The following is a 2,069-nucleotide window of genomic DNA, read 5'->3' on the forward strand; positions in this document are numbered from 1 at the left end:
CTGGTAGGGTTATAGTGGTTATCTTTTGTGAGGTATCTAATTGTAACTTAGCAGATGCCAATGAAATCAATAATTGATTTCTGTTGGATCCAGGATTTATCTGAGTGCTATATAACAAATCTATATGTTTGTCTTTTCCCGGAATGAGACTAATGTATATATTTTGTTTGCCAATAATACGGTTAATCTCTGGAGCTGACAGTATATGGTCCTTTATAGATTGCAGTTGAGCGAAATTGTCCTCTCCAATAATCTCCTGCAAAATATCCTGACCTTTTAAGATGTCAAATATGCTTTTGTCGTTTTGAAATGAAAAGATGAGTGATGAGTTTGCTGTAGCTGCATATAAACTACTGTCATTGCTTTCCCGATCTGTATTTAGACCAGAAAAATACATGTAGGCCAGGGTTAAGATGGCGGTAAACAGAGCTATTATTATGACAAGAATTTTTTTCATTTGCGGTTACTACAAATTTAATTTTAATAGTTGGGATTAATAATAAATGCTTCAAGTTTGTTAAGTTTGTTTTCTCAAATTGTGGGTTTAGAATATAATGGATAGACGTATATTGGTAACTGCATCATTATTTGGAGCTATTGCAGTAATGCTTGGAGCTTTTGGTGCACATGGCTTAAAGAATGTATTGGATGCCGGCTCTATTGAGATCTGGACAAAAGGAGTGGAGTATCAGTTTTATCATACCTTCGCATTACTTTTTCTTGCTCAATTTAAAGGTCGGGAAGCCGCGCAAGGCAAGTTCGTAAACCTGGCGTATGTTTTTTTTACATTTGGCATATTGCTTTTTTCCGGGTCGTTGTATTTGCTCGCAACACGAAGTGTTACAAACATTGGCTTTGTAAATTACATTGGTCCGGTAACTCCTATTGGAGGGTTATTGTTGATTCTTGGCTGGTTGTCGCTGCTTTTAGCGGCTTTAAAAAGTAAATAATGTTGGATTTTCTTGATCCGGAATTTGTTGAAAGAGAGACACTCTTTATTGAGGTCATTTTACCCCTTTCTCTGTCCAAAAATTATATCTATCGTGTTCCTTTTGAGTTAAATGATCAGATAGCAGTCGGTAAACGTGTAGTAGTTCAGTTCGGGAAGAATAAAATCTATACAGCCTTAGTCAAAAGTATCAGTAAAGAAGCGCCCGAAGTTTATGAGGCTAAATATATTATTGATGTTGTTGATACTTATCCTATCATTACCCCTGAGCAGTTGAATTTATGGGATTGGATGACTTCTTATTACTTATGTAATGAAGGCGATGTGCTATCGGCAGCATTACCAACCGGCCTGAAACTGGCAAGTGAAACAATCATCGTATTGAAGGAGGAAAGTCCGCTTTCTGATGATGACGGGGTTATTCAGGAGATCGTTTTTACAGATAAAGAGCAGATTATTTTAAATGCCTTAAGAAGCAGACCAAGATTAACTATAGATGATGTATCGGCATTATTGGGACAAAAAACGGTTTATCCGATCATTAATTCCCTGCTGAGCAAAGGGATGGTTTATATCGCTGAAGAAGTGGTAGAGAAATATAAACCACTGTTAAAATCTTTCGTTTCTCTGCAGCCATTTTACAATGAAGAGGAAAACTTAAAGCATCTGTTTTCGATTTTAGAAAGGGCACCTAAACAATTGAATGCGCTTTTGGCTTATTTAAAGCTTTCTAAGCAGCAGACTACGATTTCAAAGCAGCAATTACTTGAAGAGAGTGCTTGTGGCACAGCGGCCCTTAAAACGCTTGTAGATAAAGAGGTTTTTGCAATATACAAGCGGCCGGTTAGTAGATTACTGGAAAATGCCGATGACTTTGTGCTAAATTTTGAACTTAGCGAAGCTCAAAATAAAGCCCTGCAACAAATAGAAGACGGTTTTCTCACTAAGGATGTTATGTTGCTGAATGGTGTAACTGCATCAGGAAAAACACAGATATATATAAAACTGATTGAAAAAGCAATCGAAAAAGGAGGGCAGGTATTGTTCTTATTACCTGAAATTGCTTTAACTACTCAAATAGTAGAACGCATACAGCGCTATTTTGGAGATGCTATTGGTG

The 2,069-nt window shown here is 36.8% G+C and carries 3 protein-coding genes; 2 read left to right on the forward strand and 1 reads right to left on the reverse strand.

Annotation, left to right across the window (positions count from 1 at the left end; genetic code table 11):
- On the reverse strand, window positions 1-457 hold a 457-nt coding region (locus tag AC1DG9_RS26315; protein ID WP_477635600.1), incomplete at its 3' end, for a hypothetical protein.
- A 97-nt stretch (window positions 458-554) separates the two neighbouring features.
- Between AC1DG9_RS26315 and AC1DG9_RS26320 the strand changes: the two genes are divergently transcribed.
- Window positions 555-950, forward strand: coding sequence for a DUF423 domain-containing protein (locus tag AC1DG9_RS26320; protein WP_172659836.1), 396 nt, complete (start codon window positions 555-557; stop codon window positions 948-950).
- Window positions 950-2,069, forward strand: a 1,120-nt coding sequence (locus AC1DG9_RS26325; protein ID WP_477635601.1) for a primosomal protein N' family DNA-binding protein, incomplete at its 3' end; no start/stop codon positions are given. The genes AC1DG9_RS26320 and AC1DG9_RS26325, both read left to right, overlap by 1 nt.

It is taken from the genome of Pedobacter sp. 05L430, assembly GCF_056397585.1.